The organism is Pedobacter sp. Leaf176, assembly GCF_001424305.1.
Classification (GTDB): Bacteria; Bacteroidota; Bacteroidia; order Sphingobacteriales; family Sphingobacteriaceae; genus Pedobacter.
In genome coordinates this window covers 598,852-622,162 of sequence record NZ_LMPD01000001.1, presented here as the reverse complement: position 1 = coordinate 622,162, position 23,311 = coordinate 598,852, and the positions used below count along the sequence as shown (strand labels likewise).

The window sequence follows — 23,311 nt, the reverse complement described above, 5'->3', positions numbered from 1 at the left end:
TATCAACTAACCCCTTACCCCTATGTAAATCTCCACCTCTGAATTTGCCCCTTGCTGAGATTTTTCTCCATAAACCTCAAAATCGGCATTATAAGTCCGGTATAGAGCAATGTCATCTGCCCATATTTCCTTCCAGGTTTCCACTACAGCGTTTGGCATCTCTCCTTTAGCAACATATTTAAAAAGCTTTTCATTTTTAATTTCCCGGCCAACCAAACCCTCAGGAAGGTTATTTAGCGTGCTTACCAAGTGTCCTATAATGGTCGTATACTTACCTGTGTAATCACTTTCGTAATCGGTATAAACGGCATAAATGGCATCACTCTCTTTATCCGGGATTTTATCAGCGATTGCTTCAGCAAAGAACTGATTCCAGAGCTTACCCAAATCTGTTGCAGCCTGATTGTTCTGATTGGTAGTTTCGACCGATATGCCAATAACTTTGATATGTTCCATGGATAAGATTTTAGGTGAAGGTAATGTTTTAAAGAATAATTAAATTGAATGATTTGAAGATGATTTAATATAGCACTCGACAACTTGATTCAAAAAATGATTTCCGTCATCTTTTTTTGTAACCAATGTCCCTAAGATTCTACGTCGCCTTTGATAGGTTTGTCGGCTCAAAGAACAAATTATGCTACATACTTTTCACATCCCGGTTTTAGGTTTAGGTTACTCAATTGATACGCCTTTAAAAGTTGCCCGTTATGGAATTTCCTCGGTTATTTCCATTGTAGATGATGAATTAATTGAACGTATGCGCGCTTTCCATTCGGAAAAGGCTGGATTAAAGTTTGTCTCCATTCCAAAATCGGAAGAAGATTACCGGGCTAAAAGAATTAAGACTTACCTGAATTTTCTTAAGGATTTAATTACGGCTCAATTTGAGAAATTAAAGCAACAGAAATTTAATAAGGGAAGCGATATATGCAGGTACTTTGAACTTCTGCCGGAGTCCTCCAACCTGAAACAGGGTTACGACTTAATGCTCGATTATCCGGAAGGTGAAAGCAAAAACGCCTTTCAAAACCGGTTGCGCGAAGCGATGAAACCCGGTTCAATCGACGTTAACATTATGTCCAAAGTTGATAAAATGAATTACATTGATAACGAATTTACGGGCGAAGCAAATACCGACGCCTTAGCTGCATTGCGTGGTTTTGCAGAAAGCGAATTAACATCTTCTCTAATTCTTTCGGCAGGTATGAATCCTAAGCTTTACAGTTACATGGAAAATTTCACCGATTTTCTCCCTGATGAGAACGGATTCATCAAAAAGAAGATCATTTTAAAAGTGAGCGATTTCAGGTCGGCTTTAATTCAGGCAAAATTCCTGGCAAAGAAAGGTTTGTGGGTTTCTGAATTCAGAATTGAATCGGGCTTAAACTGTGGCGGACATGCATTCGCGACTGAAGGTTATCTGTTAGGTCCTATTTTAGAAGAATTTAAGACAAAAAAAGCGGCAATGCAGGCTGAACTGTTTGAAATGTTCCGTGCTGCTTTACAACAAAAAAATATTTCTGTCGATTTAGCACCAAGGCAAAGGGTTAGCGTTCAGGGCGGCATAGGTACGGCAGACGAAAATGACTTCCTGCTAAAATATTACGGCGTTGACGCAACTGGTTGGGGTAGCCCATTTCTTTTGGTTCCTGAAGCCACTAATGTAGATGCCGAAACCCTGGCCAAATTAGCCGATGCACAGGATGACGATTTTTATCTGAGTGCAGTTTCTCCCCTGGGCATCCAATTCAATAATTTCCGAAACAGCAGTATCGAAAAACAGCGACTAGAACGTATTGAAAAGGGCAGACCAGGAAGCCCCTGTACAAAAAAATACCTTTGCAACAATACAGAATTTACTGAACAGGCGATTTGTACGGCTTCCAGAGTATATCAGCGTTTAAAAATAGAAAGTCTTAAATCGGCAGGACTTTCTGATGAGGAGTTTACTGCTCAATTTAATTCAGTTACCGAAAAAATCTGCCTTTGTGAAGGTTTATGCTCTTCAGCTTACATAAAATATAACATCAGTAAACCGAAAGAAAATAAGGCTGTTGCCATTTGCCCGGGTCCTAATTTAGCCTACTTTTCTGACGTTTATTCATTAGATGAAATGGTTGGTCACATTTACGGGAAGCTAGACTTACTTGCCGGGGTCGATCGACCTCATTTCTTCATTAAAGAGTTAAATCTTTACATCGATTACCTGCAAAAAGAATTGCAGCAACACCTTCAGCATTTCAGCGAAAAGAAAAAGAAGCAGTTGGGTGTTTTTAAAAACCAGCTATCAGAAGGTATAGGCTACTATAAAAATTTGTTTACAGACTTCGCCGAACAGGCTTCTGAGCAACTGAAAGAACTTGCAATTTCTAAAAGTAAACTGGATAAGATAATTGTGGATTGAGCAAAAGCCACTTGCATAAATTTCTATATTTACAAATCACATCTCATAACTAATGGACAGGTCTAAATTTTTAGATGCAATTATAGAAAACGCAATTGATGGCATAATAACCATTGATGACAAAGGCATTATCGAGCACCTCAATCCCGCAGCATTAGAACTTTTTGGCTATTCGAGAGCAGAATTGGTTGGTAAAAATGTTTCGGTTTTAATGCCTCAGCCAGATAAGGCACAACACGATGGCTATATCCATAATTACCATACAACAGGAAAGAAGCACATTATCGGTATTGGCCGGGAAGTTCATGGTCAACGCAAAGATGGTTCCGTCTTTCCTTTTAGATTAGGCGTTAGCGAAATAAAGTTTAGCGACAGGAAAATATACACCGGTTTTATTCACGATTTAAGCAAGGAAAAAGCCAATGAAGAACAAATTAAAAGCTATACCGAAAAGCTGGAGGTCAAAATTAAAGAACGTACCCGCGATTTAGTTAAACTGGTTTCAGAGCTTGAAATGGCGAAAGAAAACATGCGGGCATTGTTTCAAAAGGAGAAAGAACTGAACCAGCTAAAAACCAGGTTTGTCTCCATGGCTTCGCATGAATTCAGAACGCCTTTGAGCTCCATCCAGTTGTCTGCATCCCTGATTGATAAATATACTGTGAAGCATGATGTTCCGAATGTGGAAAAGCATACCTCGAAAATCAAGAATTCAATTAATAACCTGACAACTATACTGAACGATTTCCTGTCACTTGAAAAACTTGAAGCCGGAAAAGTAGAAGCAGCTGCACAGTCTTTTAACATTATCAGCTTTGCTGAAGAAATTGCCGAAGAAATGCAATTGATGACCAAGCAAAATCAACGCATTATTTACGAGCATACAGGCATCACCGCACAGGTTTTTATCGACCCGAATTTATTGAGAAATTGTATTATTAACCTCATTTCTAATGCCGTTAAATACTCCGGAGAAGATACACTTATTCAGTTTAATACAATTATAACCCATGATAAATTGGTACTGGAGGTAAAAGATAATGGAATTGGCATCCCGGATACCGATCAGAATAACCTCTTCGAACCATTTTTCAGGGCGCATAACACGGGCGATATTCCGGGTACAGGCCTGGGTTTAAATATTGTTAAACGATACGTTGGCTTAATGGGTGGAACCGTTCTCTGTAAAAGCGAACTGAACAATGGTACAACATTTACCTTAAGCTTTGATTTTAATAACCAATAACAGCCAATAACCATGAACAGGAAGGTATTAATTATTGAAGATAACGATGATATCCGGGAAGGCACGGCCGAGGTTCTGGAGCTTGCAGGCTACGAAACTTTTAGCGCGAAACACGGAAAAGCTGGTGTTGAAATGGCATCGTTGCATGTGCCCGATATTATTCTATGCGATATCATGATGCCTGAACTTGACGGTTATGGCGTACTTTACCTCTTAAATAAAAACCCTAAAACAGCCTCAATTCCTTTCATCTTTATTACCGCGAAAACAGAACGGGCCGATATGCGAAAAGGTATGGAAATGGGCGCAGATGATTACTTAACCAAACCCTTTGATGACATTGAACTTTTTAAGGCCATCGAAAGCAGATTTAAAAAGAAAACTTCAGCAGCCGGTTTTGGGGCTTCAACAGGTAATCTTGATGCAGTTTTAGAAGAACTCCAGCAGAAAGGGAAGACTAAACAAATAGAGCGAAAACAGATCATTTATGTAGAAGGAGACGAGCCAGTTTATCTTTACTACATAAACAAAGGTCAGGTAAAAACGTATAAAAGATTTAAAGATGGACGTGAACTTTCTTCTTCGCTTTATAACGACGGGGAATTTTTTGGATATGAAAGCCTTTGTAGCGCCGAACCTTACTCAGAAAGCGCCGCAACTTTAATTGACAGTGAAATTATTCAAATTCCTAAGAGCGATTTTATGCAATACCTTTTATCGCACCAGGCCGTTTCAAAAAAATTTATCGATCTGTTGTCCGGAAATGTTCGCGATAAGGGGCAACAGATGTTGCAGCTTGCTTATTCGTCCGTAAGAAAACGTGTTGCCGAAGCTTTGCTGCAGGTCGCCACAAAATTTGGTTTAAATGAAAGTGATGGCTGCACAATTAAAATATCCAGAGATGACCTTGCCGCTTTAGTTGGAACAGCCAGTGAAACCGTGAGCAGAATGCTTGCCGATTTTAAGGAAGAAAAGCTGATCGATAAAAGCGGGAACGCCATAAATATTCTTTCCCTGGAAAAACTCCGGAATGTTAAACAGTAAAACACTCTTTTGTGATGATGATCAATTTTTTTTCTAAGTAACCTCATCATTACCCGCCCTTCAAGGCTTTAGTTTTGTGTATATAAAATATGCATATGAAACTGTCATGATTTTCAAAATCAGATTGGATAATAAACCAAATCATGACTGCTTCATCACACAGAAACATTTAAGCTGATGAAAGTAATAGCCTATAACATTAAGCCCGACGAAAAAGAATGGTTGGCGCTCGCCAACTATAAAAAACACGAGATAACCATAATCGCCAATAGCTTAACAGCTGATACGCTGTCTTTTGCAACGGGCAAAGAGGCTTTGCTTGTATTTAATAATGATGTATTAACCGCTGAAATTATTACCGGACTTCAATCGCTCGGAATTAAATACATTGCCACCTCATCTTTCGAAACCGACCACCTTGATTTAAATGCAGCAGGAGCCGCAGGAATGAAAATCGCCAACGTTCCACTGACTGAAATCGCCCGGAATCCGGAATTACGCATGCAGCAGGTCATAAAAAACCTCGACCAATGGGCTGCAGGCAAATGTGTGGGAAAAGCCTGCTGTTGTCAGAATAACTGTGGCGTCGCTAAAGTTCTTAAATAATGGAAATACCAGCATTGCTCAAAAAATATAATGTAGCCGCACCCAGGTACACCAGCTACCCGACAGTACCTTACTGGGATAACGAAAATTTCAACGCAAGCAAATGGAGAAATGCTGTGCAGAATACTTATGCAGATTATTCCGGGGAAGGCATCAGCTTATACATTCACCTGCCATTTTGCGAGCGCTTATGTACGTATTGTGGCTGCAATACACGCATAACAAAAAACCATAATGTAGAAATGCCGTACATAAATTCGGTATTGAAAGAATGGGCGATGTATGTAAACATTTTAGGCGATAAACCTAAAATAAAAGAACTACATTTAGGCGGCGGAACGCCAACCTTTTTCAGTGCGGAACACCTGGATTTACTTATAAAAGGCATTCTCAGTAAAGCCGAACTGTCTTGCGATGCGGAATTATCTTTCGAAGCGCATCCGGCAAATACAAGTAACGAACACTTAAAAACACTTTATGATTTAGGTTTCCGCAGGCTGAGCCTCGGCGTTCAGGATTTCGACCCGATTGTGCAGCTGATGATAAACCGCATTCAAACCCCTGAACAAGTTTTTCAGGTAACAACGGCAGCAAGAAATACCGGATACGATTCTGTTAATTTCGATTTAATTTATGGTTTACCTCGGCAAACTACGGAAGGTTTGATTGAAACTGTTAAGGAAGTTATCGCGATGAAACCAGATCGCATTGCTTTTTATAGCTATGCGCATGTTCCATGGCTTAAACCGGGTCAGCGCCATTACACAGAAAAAGATTTGCCTGCAGGCGATGCTAAATTTTCACTTTACAACACCGGCAAAGAGCTACTGATTAACGCAGGATATGAAGATGTCGGTATGGATCACTTCGCCCTGAAAACCGATAGCCTGTTTCTGGCGAGTCAGGCTAATAAGCTGCACAGAAATTTTATGGGTTACACCCATCAGCATACGCATTTACTTATTGGCCTGGGTGTTTCTTCAATCAGCGATAGCTGGAGTGCCTTCGCTCAAAACCCTAAAACTGTTGAAGCTTATCTGGAAAAAATTGAAACGCAATCCTTGTCTGTGGAAAAAGGTCATATTTTATCACAGGAAGACTTAAAAACCAGAAAGCATATCCTGGATATGATGTGCCACGGCGAAACCGATTTTGGCAGTCAGATTCCAGAGCAGATAAAGCGAAGATTAACGCCTTTACTTGATGATAACCTGATTTCGTTAGCCGATAATTCTATTCGTGCAACCATACAAGGCAAATCGTTTATCAGAAATATTTGCATGGCTTTCGATGAAAAATTATGGCTTAAGAAACCGGAAACACAAGTATTCAGTTCGGCAATTTAAACGCAACCAAATGGAAAATCAAAAGAACACAGCTATAAAGTCAGTTTGCTTTCATTGTGGAGAAGGTTTGCCAAAGCTAAAATATCAGCTCGATGATAAGGATTTTTGTTGTGCGGGTTGTAAAGGCGTTTATAAAATACTCTCAGAAAATAATCTTTGTAATTATTACGCTTATAATGATAATCCTGGTCAGCGCTTTAACAGCGAAAGCCACCTGGAGTATCTTGATGAAGAAGCAATTATATCACAACTTATCGATTACAGGCAAGGTTCATCAAGCATCATTACATTTTACGTTCCTGCGATTCATTGTAGTTCATGCATCTGGTTGCTGGAACATTTGTATAAAATAAATACAGCGATTTTCAGTTCGAGAATTGATTTCCTAAAAAAACAGGTTACCATAAATTTTAACCACGAAGAGATTTCGTTGAGGCAACTGGTAGAAACGCTTATTCATATTGGTTACGAGCCCTTAATCAGTCTCCAGGATGTCGTTAAAGAAAACCAAAATGTCAACAATAAATCATTGATTGTAAAAATTGCTGTTGCGGGTTTCCTGATGGGGAATGTAATGCTATTCAGCTTTCCCGAGTATTTTGGTTTATCAGGCTTCGAAAAACAATTTCAGGATTTATTCGGGTGGCTTAACCTGGCCTTTGCTATTCCTGCCGCTTTTTATTGTGGCCGCGATTATTTTGTTTCGGCAATAACGAGTCTAAAACATAAACACATTAATCTCGATACCCCCTTAGCATTAATCATTGCCGTACTTTTTTTCAGAACGGCTTTCGAAGTTATTTTTAAAACCGGACCAGGCTTTGCTGATACACTTACAGGTCTAATATTTCTACTTTTAATGGGAAAGTGGCTCAGGCAACGGACGTATCATCATATTTCCTTTGACAGAGATTACCGTTCTTATTTCCCAATTGCGGTTACTGTGATTATCGAAGGAAAAGAAAAACCTGTAGCCCTTAATGAAGTAAAAATCGGCGACCGTTTGTGGATTCGAAACGGAGAACTTGTTCCCGCCGATGCGATTTTAATGAAAGGCGATGCCAGGATGGATATGAGTTTTGTTACCGGCGAATCTGAACCGGTGCATAAGGTGTTGGGCGAAATAATTTACGCAGGCGGCAGGCAGGCCGGCGAAGCAATTGAACTTGAAGTGATTAAACCTGTATCGCAAAGTTATTTAACCGGACTTTGGAATAATGAGAATTATAAGTCAGATAAATCCAAAGAAACCTTTAACGATAGCGTGGCTAAATATTTCAGTCTGGCTGTTTTTATTACTGCTTTTACATCAGCCAGTTATTGGGCTTTTACCGGTGATCAGCATAAAGCCTGGTCGGCATTTACAGCGGTGATTATTGTGGCCTGTCCATGTGTTTTGGCATTAAGTACACCTTTTACTTTGAGCGCTATTTTATCCGTTTTCGATAAGAAGGGCTTTTATATTAAAAATACAGATGCTGTTGAAGCGCTGGCTAAATGTGATACCATTATTTTCGATAAAACCGGAACCCTAACCAGCAGCGATACTGCTGAAATAAGTTTTAAAGGTTCGCTCACCTATCAAGAGAAAATGGTGCTGAGTTCCTTAATGCGAAACTCTACGCACCCCATGAGCAGGCATATTCTGCAAAAATTAAATCCAGATCAATTTTATACCGTTCAGGACTTTATTGAAATACCAGGCAAAGGATTAAGTGGTACAATCAATGGTCTAGCCGTTTATGCGGGCAATCTTTCGTTATTGCGTAAGCAGGTAAATCAGTCCGGTTCCCCTGGGATTCATATCGTAATTGATGGGCAGTATATGGGCGTTTTCTCTGTAAAGCAACAGTGGCGGCCAGACTTAAATAACCTGATATCAGGATTAAAGAAAAGTTTCCAACTACAACTTTTGTCAGGCGATACCAATAAAGATGAACCCTTTCTGAAAACCATTTTTCCTGCTGATGCAAAGCTTAAATTTAAACAAAGTCCTCACGAAAAGCTCAGTGCGATTTTAGCATTACAGCAAAATAAAGCGCAGGTAATGATGCTTGGAGACGGTTTAAATGATGCGGGTGCTTTGAAACAAAGCAACTTCGGCATCGCGATAACCGATAACATAAACAGCTTTACGCCAGGCTGCGATGCGATTTTAAAAGGAACTTCGCTAAGTCTTCTACCTGCCTTTATTCAGTTAAGTAAAGATGGGTTAAAGATTATAAAGATAAGTTTTGCAATTGCTGTGGCATATAATTGTGTGGGGATTTACTTTGCGGTTCAAGGCACTTTATATCCGCTTATCGCTGCGGTGCTCATGCCGGCAAGTACCATTACCATCATTTGTTTTACCACTTTCACCACCGGCTATTTCGCCCGTAAACGCAAATTAAAATGAACATCCTCTATTTCTTAATTTGCTGCAGTATCCTAATGGCACTTATATTCCTTGCTGCATTTTTCTGGGCTTCCAAAACCGGTCAGCATGATGATGTGTACACGCCCGGCGTACGGATGCTTTTTGATGATGAACCGGAAAGGGAAAATAGTGAAGAAGATCACTTTTCTAACTAAGCACCGTCATCATTTGACCGTACACCTCACAATACCTTTGGTTCATCAAACGAACAAAACTTTCCATTAGATTATGCAGTTAGAAAAATTTACTTACGATAACAAAATTGTTCGGAATTTTGGAATCGCCACGCTGGTATGGGGCATCATCGGCATGACCGTTGGCTTACTCGCAGCAATGCAACTCTTTAAGCCCGCCATGAATATGGGCAACCAATACACCACTTTTGGCAGAATAAGACCTTTGCATACCAATGCTGTGATTTTTGCTTTTGTGGGCAACGCCATTTTTATGGGTGTTTATTATTCTTTACAACGCCTTTTAAAAGCCAGGATGTTCAGCGACATTTTAAGCAAAATCCATTTCTGGGGCTGGCAATTGATTATTGTATCCGCCGTTATTACTCTGCCCCTGGGTTTTACAACTTCACATGAATATGCTGAACTCGAATGGCCTATAGATATCGCCATAACCATAATCTGGGTTGTTTTTGGCGTAAACATGTTTGGTACCATTTTCACAAGGCGGGAGCGACACTTATATGTTGCCATCTGGTTTTACATTGCAACGTTTGTTACCATTGCTGTTCTGCATATTGTTAATTCGTTCGAACTTCCAATTTCATTTATGAAAAGCTACTACGTGTATGCCGGTGTTCAGGATGCACTTGTACAATGGTGGTATGGACATAATGCGGTTGCTTTTTTCCTGACTACACCCTACCTCGGGATGATGTACTATTTCCTTCCTAAAATGGCTGGTCGACCGGTGTATTCTTATAAATTAAGTATTCTCCATTTCTGGTCGCTAATTTTTATTTACATCTGGGCTGGCCCGCACCATTTGCTATACACCTCATTACCCGGCTGGGCACAATCACTAGGCGTAGCTTTCTCCATTATGCTTATTGCACCAAGCTGGGGCGGTATGATAAACGGTTTGTTAACCTTACGTGGTGCCTGGGATAAAGTAAGAGATGATGTAACACTTAAGTTTATGGTTGTTGCACTAACTGCTTATGGTATGGCTACTTTCGAAGGTCCGATGCTATCGCTTAAACAAATAAATGGAGTGGCACATTTTACCGATTGGATTGTGGCACACGTACATGTAGGCGCACTTGGCTGGAACGGATTTCTAACTTTCGGCGTGATGTACTGGTTAATTCCAAGGATTTACAAAACACAGCTTTACTCTAAAAAACTGGCTGGTTTTCACTTCTGGATAGGTACTTTAGGTATTTTATTCTACGCTGTACCAATGTACTGGGCCGGATTTACGCAAGGCCTGATGTGGAAAGAATTTACACCGGAAGGATTGCTGAAATACCCAAACTTCCTTGCGACTACCCTGCAGATCATCCCTATGCATGTTTTACGTTCGATAGGCGGCGCTTTCTACCTTACGGGTGTTATCGTTATGACGTATAACCTTGCAAAAACAATGCTGGGTTCAAAACTCGTTGCCAACGAACCTGCGGAAGCTATGGCTTTGGAGAAAGTCATCGTTGACGATTCTCCGGCTGACAAAGCATGGCACCGTGTGTTAGAGCGCAAGCCGATGAAGTTTATGGTGTTTTCACTTATCATAATTTTAATTGGCGGGATGGTAGAGATGATGCCAACATTTACCATTCAATCGAATGTGCCAACCATTGCAAGTGTAAAGCCATATTCCGCATTGGAACTTCAGGGCAGGGATTTATACATTAGAGAAGGTTGCGTAAACTGCCACTCGCAAACCGTTCGTCCATTCCGCTCAGAAACGGAACGTTACGGCGAATACAGCAAAGCAGGAGAATTTGTGTACGACCATCCGTTTTTATGGGGAAGTAAAAGAACAGGGCCTGATTTACATCGGATTGGCGGTAAATATTCTGATGCCTGGCATTTCAATCATTTGCTCGACCCAACTTCTATGTCGCCGGGTAGTATCATGCCGCCTTACCCCTGGTTAGCGGAGCAAAAACTTGATATCTCGACCACACAAGCTAAAATTAGGGCGATGCAATCCTTAGGCGTTCCCTATCCCGAAGGTTACGATAGCAAAGCAAACGAAGATTTAAAAGTGCAGGCAGACAAAATTGCCTCAGACTTAAGCCAGAACAACATTAAAGTTAAAAGTGATCGGGAAATCGTAGCCATCATCGCCTACCTGCAACGGTTGGGAACTGATATAAAAGCCAACAAAGAAACCATTCCTTCAAATCAATAAGACGATGTTTAATCAGATAAAAAACTTAGCAGGAGGAGAATTGTACCTCATTAGTTCACTGCTTCTATTTATGGTGTTTTTTGTAATTGTAGGCGTTTACCTGCTAAAGCTCAATAAAAAGCACATCGAAATTATGAGTTCACTTCCAATTCAGGAAAATCAGCCCGAAGCATATGAAGAAGATTAATACCCTTATTGTTTTATTGCTTTTATCGTTGAGTGGATTTGCTGCTGAAGATAGAGCTGCCGCCCCGGCCATCCATGGCGAGCCGGGCTTAGGTTTAAGCCAATCGGAATTGTTAATCGTAATTATGTTGCTTTTTGTGCTTGTATTACTTTTTGTTTCGGTTACCCTGCTCAATGCATTTAAGGTGATGTATAAAGAACAACTTGCTCCAACGCCCTATGCTGCCCCTGAAAAAGATGCGGTAATGGATTACGATGCCTGGCTAAAATCAAAGAAAACCGGCTTATCACTTTGGGAAAAAATCCTGAGTTTAAAACCAATTGAACAAGAAAAGGATCTAGAAATTGAACATGCTTACGACGGTATAAAAGAACTCAATAATCCCATCCCCACCTGGTTTAATATCCTTTTCTTCGGCACCATGTTCTTTGCAGCCGGCTACCTCTTTTACTACCATATTGGCGGTTATGGCGATTTACAGGATACGGAATACGAGCAGGAGATGGCAAAAGCACAAGAAGAAAAAGCCGCCTACCTCGAAAAATCGGCGAATACAATTGATGAAAACTCTGTGCTTAAAGATAATACCCCAGTAACACTCGAAGAAGGAAAAGGGATTTTTACAGGTAATTGCGTGGTTTGTCACGGCGATAAAGGACAAGGTATTATTGGTCCGAATTTAACAGATGATTTCTGGCTTCATGGTGGTGGCATCAATAATGTTTTCAAAACCATAAAATACGGCGTTCCGGAAAAAGGAATGATTAGCTGGGAGAAAAACCTCACGCCTAAACAAATTAGCGCCGTATCAAATTATATTTTATCGCTTCATGGCTCCAACCCGGCGGGCGCAAAAGCACCACAGGGTGAAAAATATGAGGAGAAAGACCTCAAAGATAGTGAGATGAAAAGTGTTAAGGATAGTGTGAACGAAACCGATGCTTCAACTAAATAAGCAAAAAAGTAAGGGTAGGGATTTTCTCTACCCGAAAAAACCCTCGGGCAGGTTATATAACTACCGTAAATGGGTAAGTTTTGTATTGCTGGTCGTACTGTTTTCTTTTCCCTTTTTAAAATTTAATGGCGAACAGTTGGTTCTGCTTAATTTTCTGGAACGAAAATTCGTCTTCATCGGGCTGATATTTACACCCCAGGATTTCTTTCTGTTTGCACTTGCGATGCTGATTTTCATTGTCTTCATTGTAAGCTTCACGGTGGTCTTTGGCCGGCTGTGGTGTGGCTGGCTTTGCCCGCAAACCATTTTTATGGAAATGGTTTTCCGAAAAATAGAATATTGGATTGAGGGTGATGCAAACAAGCAAAAAAAGCTTGATGCAGAGCCCTGGAACAGGAAGAAGATTTTCAAAAAAGGCATAAAACACCTTATTTTCCTGATCATTTCCTTTGCAATTGCAAACACTTTTCTGGCCTATATAATTGGGTCTGATGTGTTAATCAGAATCATGACCGAACCGATTCGTTTACATGTTTCGGGTTTTGCATCCATCTGGTTATTTACCTTCATTTTTTACATGGTGTTTGCCTATGTACGTGAAGTGGTTTGCACAGTAATTTGCCCTTACGGACGTCTGCAAGGTGTTTTGCTAGATAATCAGAGCCTGGTTGTCGCATATGATTTTACAAGAGGAGAACCCCGCGGGAAAATTCAAAGACAAAACGAGGTTCCACAAACCGGCGATTGTGTAGACTGCAATTTGTGTGTTCAGGTCTGCCCAACAGGAATCGACATCAGAAAAGGTACGCAACTGGAATGTGTTAATTGTACAGCCTGCATTGATGCCTGCAATGATGTCATGTTGAAAATCGGTAAGCCAAAAAATCTGATTGGATTCTATAACCAGGATTTTATAACCACACGGAAACCTTACAAAATCGGATTAAAACCTTATGCCTATGCTGCCGTGCTCGTTGTAGTTTTAATGGTATTTTCATCATTAATTTATAAACGCGAAGTCATCCAGACAACCGTTTTGCGGGCAAGCGGAACATTATACCAGCCAAAAGGCACCAATAAAACAAGTAATCTATACAATGCGGAATTGACCAACAAAACCAATAAAACCATAAAGTTCAGGTTTAAACCGCAAAGCGATGAAGATGAAATCGATTTTATTCAAAAGGCTGATGTGCTTCCAAAAGAAGGTTCGGCGCATTTAACCTTCTTCCTCATCCGGAAAAATAATTCGATAAAGAAATACAAAACTGATGTGGTTTTTGAAGTTATTTCCGATGGAAAAGTTTTGAGCAGGGCAACCACAAGCTTTTTTGCACAACCCGAATGAAGGATTGAATTATTGAATGATAGAATTAAAGAATGATTGACTGAATGAATAGTATGAACTGGGGAACAAAAATAATTTTAGGCATGATAACTTTTATGTTATTCATCATCGGGATGGTGATTTATATTTTCCACGTACACGGGCGGGATGCTTTAATCGAAGAAAACTATTACGAAAAAGGCATTGATTACAATACAGAATACAATGCAAAACAAAATGTTGCTGATGATAATGCAAAGCCCAAAATAACAAATACGCCAAAACAACTCCTTATTCAGTTAAAGGATTCTGCTACTTATCAGCTCGTTCTGATGCGTGCGTCTGACAGTAAAGATGATTTTAAACTGAACGGCAAAACAACTGGCGATTCAAATATAATCCTGGTTGATAAGGCTAAACTAGCAAAGGGCGTATGGTTCATCAGTTTAACATGGCATGCTGCAAACAAAGATTATTTGTACAAAAATAACATCACCTTGTGATAAACTTTTTTCCACTGGCATTTTTGATGGGCTTGTTTGGAAGCCTGCATTGCGCCGTAATGTGCGGACCAATTATGCTCGGAATGCCATTTCAAAAAAAGAGTTTCCTGCAATCCTCCTTACAGCTTTTACTTTACCAGTTCGGGAGAATATTGGTTTATACCCTGTTAGGTATAGGCGTTGGCGCATTGGGAAGCAGCATCAAAATTTTTAGCAATCAAAAAACACTTAGCTTAACAATTGGAATTGTATTAGTTGTATTTACTGTTTTACAGTTCAGCACAATTTACCAGCATCGGTTTTCAAAAATTCAGAATAAACTGTTAAATCCAATTAGTAAACTGATGCCCAAAGTTTTTAAACTTAAACTTTGGGGCTTATTTGCCGGCATGCTAAATGGCCTAATTCCCTGCGGAATGGTTTATTTGGCTCTAGCTACGGCATTGAACACGGGAAATGTGAATTCCGGAGGCATGTTTATGCTACTCTTTGGTTTGGGCACCACACCTTTAATGATGATGATTTCCATGGGCGGAATTTACCTCAAAAAATACATCCGCTTCAATACGCAGCAATTAATTCCATGGTTTATGTTGTTCATCGGGATTTTATTTATCCTTCGTTCCGCTGATCTCGGAATCCCTTTTTTATCACCGAAAATGACCGGTTCATTTGGACAGGCTTCACAATGCCGCTGACTATAACCTTGTTGACCCGGCTACAATATGGTTCGTGCGGACACGAACCATGGCTTCGGATTTTAGGTACTTCATCTGTGTAATCTGCGGGAAACATTTTTTCTTCCCCAACGCCTCGGTTGGTGTCCTCACGAATCGAAAGTATAATATTGGTTCGTGAGGACATGAACCACGGCTTTTATTTTTACAGACACTTAAAAAACATTCCTTGATTTGCTTACAAGCTTCAGGGCTTTGCATACATGCAGACGATTCCACTTACCGACCTTTGGATCATGGAAATAAAACAAATGGCATTGGGCAACCAGGGTTTGGTTGTACCAGTAATCGGTCTGGGCTGTATGGGCATGACAGGTTTTGAAGAGGGACACATGTATGGCCCCGCAGATGAGCAGGAAGCCATCGCAACAATTCACCGTTCGCTTGAGTTGGGTGGCAATTTGTTAGATACGGCCGATTTGTACGGACCGTTGAAAAACGAACAGTTAATCGCTAAAGCCATCAGTGGCAAACGTGATCAGTACATGCTCGCAACCAAGTTTGGATGGGAAATCGATGACAACAATAAGGTAACCTGGGCCATTAATGGCAAAAAAGAATATGTAAAAAAATCTTTGGAACGTTCGCTTAAAAACCTGAACACGGATTACATTGATTTGTATTACCTGCACCGCCTCGATAAAAATACGCCAATCGAGGAAACCGTTGAGGCGATGGCTGAACTGGTGCAGGAAGGCAAGGTAGGCTACATCGGCTTGTCGGAAGTTTCGTCTGAAACGGTTAAACGCGCACACGCCGTGCATCCTATTACTGCCGTACAAAGCGAGTATTCCTTATTCGAGCGCAGGGTGGAAGAACGTGGCGTTCTGGCTACTCTGAAAGAACTAGGCATTGGATTTGTCGCTTACTCACCATTGGGCCGTGGCTTCTTATCCGGACAAATCAAAAGCATCGATGACCTGCCTGAGAACGATTTCCGCAGGGCTATCCCACGCTTTCAGGGCGCACAGTTTGATAAGAATATTGAGTTGGTGCAAGCCATTGAGGCAATGGCTGAAGCAAAGCAGGTTACTTCTTCGCAACTGGCATTGGCCTGGATCGTGAGCAAAGGCATTCTACCGATCCCGGGCACGAAACGCCGGAAGTACCTGGAGCAAAACATTGCCGCAGCTACCATTGTATTAACAGAGTCGGATTTGTCACAACTGGATAGCATCGTGCCCTTAGGTACGGATACCGGTGCACCTTATGATGAGTTCAGTATGAGCTTAATTGATTAAATTTGTTTATGAACGCCATTAACTCCATATCAGAATTTCACCGTTTGCTGTCCTTACCAGAACCCCGCCACCCGCTGGTGAGCGTCATCAATCTGGCGGAAAGTATTTTTCTGGAAGACGAAATCTGGAAAGGTTTCGTTAACCGATTTTACTGCGTGGCGCTGAAACGGGAAGCCAAAGGCAAAATCCGGTACGGACAGCAGCACTATGATTACGATAAAGGTGTACTAAGTTTTACCGCACCTAACCAGGTGCAACAACTGGACCTGCAAAATATGGAATGCGGGTCTGGTTACCTCCTCATCTTCCACCCCGACTTTCTGTTACAGCATGCGCTGGCGAATAACATTCATCAGTATGGCTTTTTCGATTACGCGGTTAATGAAGCGCTACACCTCTCGGCCGAGGAAGAAGAGGATCTGATTACCATCCTCCATAATATTGATAAGGAATGCAGACACATCGACAGGTATACCCAGGAAATTATTCTGACACAGATAGAGAGTCTTTTAAAGTATTCTAATCGCTTTTATGAAAGGCAATTTTTAACCCGCAAGAATAATAATTCGGCACTACTGAGTAGGTTTGAGCAATTAATCGACGAACACTTTAACAGCGACGTACAGGTTTTGCCTACGGTACATTATATCGCTGCACAGATGAACTTGTCGCCGAACTACCTGAGCGACCTGCTCCGCGTGCATACAGGGCAGAATACACAACAGCACATTCATGAAAAATTGATTGCAAAAGCCAAAGAAAAACTTTCTACCACCAGTCTTTCCGTTAGCGAAATCGCCTATGCGCTGGGTTTTGAGCATGCACAGTCCTTTAGCACGCTTTTCAAAAAGAAGACGAATTTATCACCACTGGAATTCCGCCAGGCTTTTAATTGACGAGGGGTGAATAAAAAAATTCTTCTTTGAATTCATTACTGGCCTCATTGTACCTTACGATTCTATAAATACTCGAAAGCATATTAATGATGCAATCCATAAGCAGTTGGAAAAAATTTCAAGCGTTAATTCAGCTAATCCAAAATATGGTTAGCATCCATGGTAGCAAGACGCACAATTGACATTACAAATCAGCAACCAAACCCACCCGCATATACAATCTGATTACAACAATTACCAATTGGGCTACTTTTTACAAAGTGACAATGATGAGTTTTGTACTATAAATTTATTCAGTTTTAGAATTAATTAAGTATAAACAATTATGCAAAAGAGAAAATTAGGAAATAGTGGATTAGAAGTTTCCGCATTGGGCTTTGGCTGTATGGGTTTAAATTTTTTAGATGGTAAAGGTCTTGATAAAAAAGATGCCATAACATTACTGCAAAACGCAGTTGAACGAGGCATTACATTTTTTGATACCGCAGAAGCCTACGGCCCTTATACCAATGAAGAAATTGTTGGTGAGGCATTACTGCCTCATAGAAAAAACGTAGTAATCGCTACAAAATTTGGTTGTAAGGATGCCAGACCAGCAGTTGGCTTAGACAGCAGACCTGAAACGATTAGAGCAGTTACTGAGGCCTCCTTAAAAAGATTAAAAACAGATTACATTGATCTACTCTACCAGCATAGAGTTGACCCGCATGTCCCGATTGAAGATGTTGCAGGAACAGTAAAAGACCTCATAAAAGAAGGAAAAGTGAAATATTTCGGCTTATCAGAAGCAAGTGCTGCAACCATTCGAAAAGCACATTCAGTACAACCCGTATCAGCATTACAAAGCGAATACTCTTTGTTTTGGCGAGAACCGGAAGATGAAATCATACCAACATTAGAAGCATTAGGAATTGGCTTCGTACCATTCAGTCCTTTAGGAAAAGGCTTCCTCACAGGCATCATAACCAAAAAATTAGATGATATCGACCGCAGAAACATTATTCCGCGTTTCAGCGAAGAAAATATAAAGGCCAATCTGGTTTTAGTGGATGCACTTACTGAGATTGCGCAACAAAAAAATGTTACGACCAGTCAATTAGCATTGGCCTGGCTCTTAGCGCAAAAGCCGTGGATAGCACCAATACCAGGGACCACTAAACTGCATCGTTTAGAGGAAAACATCGGCAGTACTAGTGTTTTATTAACTGCTGACGAACTAGTAAAAATTGACTCAACAGTCAATGGAATTAAGCTTGTAGGTAATCGCTACCCCGAATTTTTAGAAAAACAAATAGACAGATAAAAAGCCAATATCGATGAAGAATATTAAAGGGAAAGTTGTAGCCATTACAGGTGCAAGTAGCGGAATGGGAAAAGTCATCGCCATAGAATTAGCCAGAAATGGTGCTAAGGTTGTTATTGGTGCCAGACGATCAGAGCGATTGCTACAAATTGTTGAGGAAATTAAAAGCGAGGGTGGCGACGCCGCCTTTGCTCAAATTGATGTAAAAAATAAAGCCGATTTGGTCTATCTAGTCAATGCAGCAGTTGGGCAGTATGGAAAATTGGATGTCATTGTAAATAACGCAGGTATTAGTCAATTAAGCCGGGTTGATGAATTGGATATTGACGGTTGGGAAGAGATGATCGACATTAACCTCAAAGGTGTTTTGTATGGGATGGCAGCAGCAATTCCCGTTTTCAAACAACAAAAATCTGGACATATCGTCAATATCATTTCAACCTCAGGAATTAAGATTGTCCCTATGCAAGGTGTTTATGCAGGAACTAAAAATGCCATTCGCACCATTGCAGAAGCTTTTCGTCAGGAATCAGACGGAACTATACGCATTACTGGCATTTCGCCAGGTGTTGTAAGAACCGACTTTGCGGACGGTATAAAAAACCACGAAATGAAGACCATCATTAAGAAGAATATGGAAAACTTGGCCATTAGCCCATATGCCATTGCTAATGCAGTTATTTATGCAATAAGCCAACCCAACGATGTTGAAGTTGGTGATATTGTAATTCGTCCATCAAAACAAAATTGATTAAATTAGTAAACTAAAATGCAGCAACAATCCAACATCAACCACCTAAAAAGTATATCACAATTGGTGCGCATCTTAGGATTTCCTGCGCCATTACACCCATTGATTGCATTGGTTGATTACAATACTATTTCGATTGAAATGTTTCCAAAAGGGCAAAAAGTAAGTCTTGATTTTTACAAAATATCCTTTAAACCTACATTTACAGGGCAAATAAAATACGGACAAGGCCATTACGATTTTGAAGAAGGTGGATTAGCATTTTTGAAGCCAAAACAAATCGTTTTTTCCCCGGAAGATACAGAGAGCTATCAAGGAATTGCTTTATATTTCCATCCGGACTTTATCCGAAACTATCCTTTAGGAAAAACAATTAATCAGTATGGCTTTTTCTCTTATGATGTTTCAGAGGCTCTATTTCTATCTGCAAAAGAAAAAGAAATCATAGCCAATTTATTCGCTACTATAGCCAATGAATTAGACAGTAACATTGACCACTTCAGCCAGGATGTGTTGGTGTCGCAAATAGAATTGTTATTGAATTACAGCAACCGTTTCTACAACAGGCAATTTTTGACAAGGAAAGCAGTCAATCATGACATCATAATTTCGTTGGACAAGCTTTTAAACAATTACTTTGAAGAAGAAAACAGTTTGAAAAACGGATTGCCATCCGTAAAATACATCAGCACGGAACTGAAGCTATCGCAACGCTATTTGAGTGACATGTTGAGTTCATTGACAGGGCTAAACACACAACAATACATTCAAAACGCAATCATAGAGAAAGCCAAAGAAAAATTATCAATGACAAATTTATCTGTTTCGGAAATTGCTTATGAACTGGGTTTTGAACATCCACAATCCTTCAGCAAACTTTTCAAAACAAAGACAAACATTTCGCCTTCGGAATTCAGACATTCGTTTAACTAAAGATGGAAGACAACGAACGAATAGAAGACTTTGCTACTAACATTGGCTTGAAAATAGGAGCGCGGAAATGCTTCTACGAAATATTTATTTAAATTTTACATTAGGGATTTCATTACGCCTCTGGTGGCACTTTGTGATTTTAAAGAATCCCAGTGATAATAGATTTACTTGGTCATGAATCGTTAAAAATGAGCGCACTGGATCATTAGATTATATAAAAAAGCGGGAGACCTTTTTGGTACTCCCGCTTTGCGGAGAGGGCGGGATTCGAACCCGCGGTACCTTGCAGTACACACGCTTTCCAAGCGTGCTCGATCGACCTCTCTGACACCTCTCCGTATCGGACTGCAAAAGTAATTTTTTTATTGATATCTCCACAAAAAAATAATGACAATAAATTCGGTCTGATCTAAAGCTATGTCAGAATACAGCTAGACAAAGTATTAACTGTTTCGACGGACTTCCGCCGGACTTAAGTCGGGGTTTGGTCGGACTTATGACAATTCTACCCGACCAAAGTCCGACCTAAATCTGCTTCATGTCTGTAGCTAAGGATAAGCAATTAGCTGGTATGTTAAAGATCGGGGCATAAAAAAAGGCGCTTCATCTGAAATGAAGCGCCTTGTAATAAATAGTTTATGATTAATCTATAACCGTAATCTTTAACATGTTGGTTTTACCTTTTGCTTCCATCGGAATAGCTGCGGTATTAATTACAATATCGCCTTGTTTAACCAATTTCTTGCTTTTAAGGAATTCGTTCACCTCAATGATGGTGTTATCAGTACTTTCCCATTTATCGTAATAGAAACCCCTAACGCCCCAAAGTAAGCTCACAGCATTCAATAACGCCCTGTTGCTGGTGAAGATAAAAGTTAAAGCTTCCGGTCTGTGGCTTGAAATTTCAAAAGCCGTATAGCCGCTTAGCGTCATGGAAACAATACCAACTGCATTGGTTTGTTTAGCCAGGAAGCAAGCAGAATCGCAGATTGCATCACTTAGGAAAGAGGCAGATTTTGGTTTTAAGAATTTATCCGGATTGAAAGGATAGTTGTTGTCCTCAATGTTCTGAATGATTTTCTGCATCGTTTCGATAACGATTAAAGGAAATTCACCAACAGAGGTTTCACCACTTAACATCACCGCATCTGCACCGTCTAATACGGAGTTGGCCACGTCATTCACCTCGGCACGTGTAGGACGAGGTGTAGTAATCATGCTTTCCAACATCTGGGTAGCAACGATTACAGGTTTTGAAGCTGCTCTACACTTGGCAACAATCATTTTCTGCAATAATGGAACTTCTTCCATCGGGCATTCCACACCCAAATCGCCACGGGCAACCATAATACCATCCGTAACGGCAATAATCTCGTCGATATTTGCAATAGCCTCTGGTTTTTCTATTTTAGCAATTACACGCGCTGTTTTGCCGCGTTCTGCAATTATTTTTTTAAGTTCAATGATATCTTCAGCCTTACGAACGAAAGATAAACCAATCCATTCAACGTCGTTTTCAAGAACAAATTCCAGGTTCTCTCTATCTTCAGGTGTTAAAGATGGAATGGAAACTTTGGTATTCGGAAGGTTTACCCCTTTCCTCGAGGTTAAAATACCGCCATGTACAATCTCGCAAACCACCTCATCTTTTAAATTGGTCGAAATAACCTTCATCTGAAGTTTTCCATCATCCAATAAGATGATCTCACCTGCCTGAACATCCTGGGGGAAATTCTGATAAGTGATGTAAATGCGCTCTTCATTACCAATACATTCGTTGGTTGTAATAACGGTTTTCGCGCCATTAATTAAGTTGATACCACCTTCTTTAACCAATCCGATGCGGATTTTCGGTCCTTGCAAATCGGCAAGGATGCCTACGTTATAATCATATTTTTTGTTCAGATCGCGGATGGTATCTAGAACCGCCTGATGATCTGCCTGAGAACCATGAGAAAAGTTTAAACGACAAACATCTAAACCGGCATTAAACATACTATATAATACATCTGGTTTAGCTGAAGCGGGGCCGAGTGTGGCTACAATTTTTGTTCTGGAATGAAAAGGTTTCATTTAATAATTGATTTAGCAATGCTGTTATTCCTAATTAATTAGCTAAAATTAATTAATACCGCATTAAATTTTATATATATATTGTTTTGTACAGTTTTTATAACCCTCAAATATAGTGTATTTAATACACCATGCATATAATTTTTATATTACCAAATTCTCCTTAGATTTTAATTTGGCAGGCTCAATTTTCGCAGCAACCTGAATATCAGGCAGTTTATTTAAACCGTTTATCAGATAATTTAAATCCTCCTTATCAATAAATTGTTTAATTATAATAAAAAAATCTACATTACCCATCTCCGGAACCAGTACGCCATCGCTGCTTTTATTACTGATTAAATAATATTCTACCTCGCCTTGTTCAACAAAGAAGTAATATTTAGAGAAAGACCAGGCGGGTTCATCAATGTTAAAAAATATTTCATGATCGTCTACTTTAGCAAATTGCGTATTTAAACGCGTATTAATTTTGTGGCAAAGAATATAGTCTTTTAAGGGTGCCGTTATCGCAATTAGTATGAAATCAAGGTCTAAGGTTAATTTCAGATAAGTTTTATTCAAGGGGAAATAAATTATTTACAGAACGAAATTAAAAAACTAATTCTATATTCGCTTGTTATTTCAAAGCCAAATTTAGGTGTCGAAATAAAAACATTTGAAAATTGTAAGAATTTATTTTTCTTTGCACAGAATTATTTAACCATTAAATTATAAAATTATGTCTGATATTGCTTCAAGAGTTAAGGCTATTATCGTAGAAAAACTAGGTGTTGACGAAAGCGAAGTTACGCCAGAGGCTTCATTCACCAACGATTTGGGTGCAGATTCTTTAGATACCGTAGAATTAATTATGGAATTTGAAAAAGAATTTAATGTAGCCATTCCTGATGATCAGGCTGAAACCATCGGCACAGTTGGTCAGGCAATCGCTTATTTGGAAAAAAACGTTAAATAGAATTACGCT

The 23,311-nt window shown here is 39.9% G+C and carries 22 protein-coding genes and 1 tRNA gene; 19 read left to right on the top strand and 4 right to left on the bottom strand.

The features are described from left to right. Positions 1-6: 6 nt before the first annotated feature. Positions 7-465 carry a GyrI-like domain-containing protein gene (locus tag ASF92_RS02775; protein ID WP_082489431.1) on the bottom strand — a complete coding sequence of 153 codons (459 nt, stop codon included), beginning with the start codon at positions 463-465 and terminating at the stop codon, positions 7-9. A 172-nt stretch (positions 466-637) separates the two neighbouring features. Between ASF92_RS02775 and ASF92_RS02770 the strand changes: the two genes are divergently transcribed. The 18 genes from ASF92_RS02770 to ASF92_RS02685 all read left to right on the top strand — a co-directional run bounded on the left by ASF92_RS02770 (position 638) and on the right by ASF92_RS02685 (position 20,271). Continuing rightward, a complete protein-coding gene (locus ASF92_RS02770) occupies positions 638-2,407 on the top strand; it encodes a hypothetical protein (protein WP_056087449.1) in 1,770 nt (589 codons plus the stop codon). A 52-nt stretch (positions 2,408-2,459) separates the two neighbouring features. Next, positions 2,460-3,653: a PAS domain-containing sensor histidine kinase gene (locus ASF92_RS02765; RefSeq protein ID WP_056087446.1), complete on the top strand. Its 1,194-nt coding sequence runs from the start codon at positions 2,460-2,462 to the stop codon at positions 3,651-3,653. A gap of 12 nt (positions 3,654-3,665) precedes the next feature. Continuing rightward, on the top strand, positions 3,666-4,697 hold the full coding sequence (locus ASF92_RS02760; protein ID WP_056087443.1) for a response regulator: 1,032 nt from the start codon (positions 3,666-3,668) through the stop codon (positions 4,695-4,697). A gap of 177 nt (positions 4,698-4,874) precedes the next feature. Then, positions 4,875-5,303: a hypothetical protein gene (locus ASF92_RS02755; RefSeq protein ID WP_056087439.1), complete on the top strand. Its 429-nt coding sequence runs from the start codon at positions 4,875-4,877 to the stop codon at positions 5,301-5,303. Beyond that, entirely contained in the window at positions 5,303-6,649 is a 1,347-nt protein-coding gene (gene hemN / locus ASF92_RS02750) for an oxygen-independent coproporphyrinogen III oxidase (RefSeq protein WP_056087435.1), read from the top strand. The genes ASF92_RS02755 and hemN overlap by 1 nt, the downstream gene beginning before the upstream one ends. A gap of 10 nt (positions 6,650-6,659) precedes the next feature. Beyond that, on the top strand, positions 6,660-9,047 hold the full coding sequence (locus tag ASF92_RS02745; protein ID WP_056089105.1) for a heavy metal translocating P-type ATPase metal-binding domain-containing protein: 2,388 nt from the start codon (positions 6,660-6,662) through the stop codon (positions 9,045-9,047). Next, positions 9,044-9,223 carry a cbb3-type cytochrome oxidase assembly protein CcoS gene (ccoS, locus tag ASF92_RS02740; RefSeq protein WP_056087432.1) on the top strand — a complete coding sequence of 60 codons (180 nt, stop codon included), beginning with the start codon at positions 9,044-9,046 and terminating at the stop codon, positions 9,221-9,223. The genes ASF92_RS02745 and ccoS overlap by 4 nt, the downstream gene beginning before the upstream one ends. A 73-nt stretch (positions 9,224-9,296) precedes the next feature. Then, positions 9,297-11,438: a cytochrome-c oxidase, cbb3-type subunit I gene (gene ccoN, locus ASF92_RS02735; protein WP_056087430.1), complete on the top strand. Its 2,142-nt coding sequence runs from the start codon at positions 9,297-9,299 to the stop codon at positions 11,436-11,438. Between the two features lie 4 nt (positions 11,439-11,442). Beyond that, positions 11,443-11,625: a hypothetical protein gene (locus ASF92_RS02730; RefSeq protein WP_056087427.1), complete on the top strand. Its 183-nt coding sequence runs from the start codon at positions 11,443-11,445 to the stop codon at positions 11,623-11,625. Further along, on the top strand, positions 11,612-12,580 hold the full coding sequence (locus tag ASF92_RS02725) for a cbb3-type cytochrome c oxidase N-terminal domain-containing protein (protein ID WP_231729724.1): 969 nt from the start codon (positions 11,612-11,614) through the stop codon (positions 12,578-12,580). The genes ASF92_RS02730 and ASF92_RS02725 overlap by 14 nt, the downstream gene beginning before the upstream one ends. Then, entirely contained in the window at positions 12,564-13,928 is a 1,365-nt protein-coding gene (gene ccoG / locus ASF92_RS02720; RefSeq protein ID WP_056087424.1) for a cytochrome c oxidase accessory protein CcoG, read from the top strand. Before ASF92_RS02725 ends, ccoG begins: the two co-directional genes overlap by 17 nt. Before the next feature lie 44 nt (positions 13,929-13,972). Next, on the top strand, positions 13,973-14,410 hold the full coding sequence (locus ASF92_RS02715) for a FixH family protein (RefSeq protein ID WP_082489430.1): 438 nt from the start codon (positions 13,973-13,975) through the stop codon (positions 14,408-14,410). Continuing rightward, positions 14,407-15,108, top strand: a complete 702-nt coding sequence (locus ASF92_RS02710) for a sulfite exporter TauE/SafE family protein (protein ID WP_056087419.1) — start codon at positions 14,407-14,409, stop codon at positions 15,106-15,108. Before ASF92_RS02715 ends, ASF92_RS02710 begins: the two co-directional genes overlap by 4 nt. Before the next feature lie 275 nt (positions 15,109-15,383). Beyond that, complete coding sequence (locus ASF92_RS02705) at positions 15,384-16,388, top strand: aldo/keto reductase (RefSeq protein ID WP_056089100.1); 1,005 nt, start codon at positions 15,384-15,386, stop codon at positions 16,386-16,388. Positions 16,389-16,396: 8 nt separating this feature from the next. After that, entirely contained in the window at positions 16,397-17,284 is an 888-nt protein-coding gene (locus tag ASF92_RS02700; protein ID WP_056087416.1) for an AraC family transcriptional regulator, read from the top strand. A 325-nt stretch (positions 17,285-17,609) separates the two neighbouring features. Next, entirely contained in the window at positions 17,610-18,587 is a 978-nt protein-coding gene (locus ASF92_RS02695; protein ID WP_056087413.1) for an aldo/keto reductase, read from the top strand. Positions 18,588-18,600: 13 nt separating this feature from the next. After that, positions 18,601-19,338 (top strand): SDR family oxidoreductase, encoded by a 738-nt coding sequence (locus tag ASF92_RS02690; RefSeq protein ID WP_056087410.1) that lies wholly within the window; start codon positions 18,601-18,603, stop codon positions 19,336-19,338. Between the two features lie 18 nt (positions 19,339-19,356). Then, complete coding sequence (locus tag ASF92_RS02685) at positions 19,357-20,271, top strand: AraC family transcriptional regulator (protein WP_056087407.1); 915 nt, start codon at positions 19,357-19,359, stop codon at positions 20,269-20,271. A 252-nt stretch (positions 20,272-20,523) separates the two neighbouring features. Here the strand turns inward: ASF92_RS02685 and ASF92_RS02680 are convergent. The 3 genes from ASF92_RS02680 to ASF92_RS02670 form a co-directional block, all read right to left on the bottom strand. Beyond that, a tRNA-Ser gene (locus ASF92_RS02680) sits at positions 20,524-20,608 on the bottom strand. A 305-nt stretch (positions 20,609-20,913) separates the two neighbouring features. Continuing rightward, positions 20,914-22,344, bottom strand: a complete 1,431-nt coding sequence (gene pyk / locus ASF92_RS02675) for a pyruvate kinase (protein ID WP_056087404.1) — start codon at positions 22,342-22,344, stop codon at positions 20,914-20,916. A gap of 144 nt (positions 22,345-22,488) precedes the next feature. Continuing rightward, entirely contained in the window at positions 22,489-22,908 is a 420-nt protein-coding gene (locus ASF92_RS02670; RefSeq protein WP_056087401.1) for an IPExxxVDY family protein, read from the bottom strand. Between the two features lie 157 nt (positions 22,909-23,065). Here ASF92_RS02670 and ASF92_RS02665 point away from each other — a divergent pair, with 157 nt between their 5' ends. Further along, the gene (locus tag ASF92_RS02665; protein WP_008508386.1) at positions 23,066-23,302 is read left to right on the top strand and encodes an acyl carrier protein; all 237 of its coding nucleotides are present in this window, start codon (positions 23,066-23,068) and stop codon (positions 23,300-23,302) included. Positions 23,303-23,311 lie beyond the last annotated feature (9 nt).